Source organism: Geobacillus sp. G4 (genome assembly GCF_040327975.1).
Lineage (GTDB): Bacteria > Bacillota > Bacilli > Bacillales > Anoxybacillaceae > Geobacillus > Geobacillus thermoleovorans.
On sequence record NZ_JBEPJY010000078.1, the window covers coordinates 1 to 355 of the forward strand.

At 37.5% G+C, this 355-nt stretch carries 1 pseudogene; it reads right to left on the reverse strand.

The features are described 5' to 3' along the window. Positions 1 to 62: 62 nt before the first annotated feature. A pseudogene (locus ABS784_RS17020) lies at positions 63 to 355 on the reverse strand (hypothetical protein); the annotation flags it as partial.

A 355-nucleotide genomic window follows, 5' to 3' on the forward strand; every position in this document is an offset into this window, starting at 1 on the left:
AAGGAGAATCCCCTTGACGTATTCGCTGATGACACTCGGGCTAGTTGAGCGCTAAGGCTTAACTAGCACCACGGGTTTAATAGTAATGTAGACATTCCAAATGTAATCGTGCTGATTACTCCTTGAACCGCAAACACATTAGGCAGTAAATGTGGCTCTGTATTTTTTTGCAGAATTGTTTGTAGGCATATGAATCTAAACTGTTCTGTTATCCCAAATATCATAGACCAAAATAAAGATAACCATGCGTATTGTTCATTTCCAAATAAAGAAAGAAATGGCTCTTCACCACAAGTTGTACTTGAGATTTTAAGATAGGTATGCATAGGGAAAATAGAGGATACAAAAAATGCGA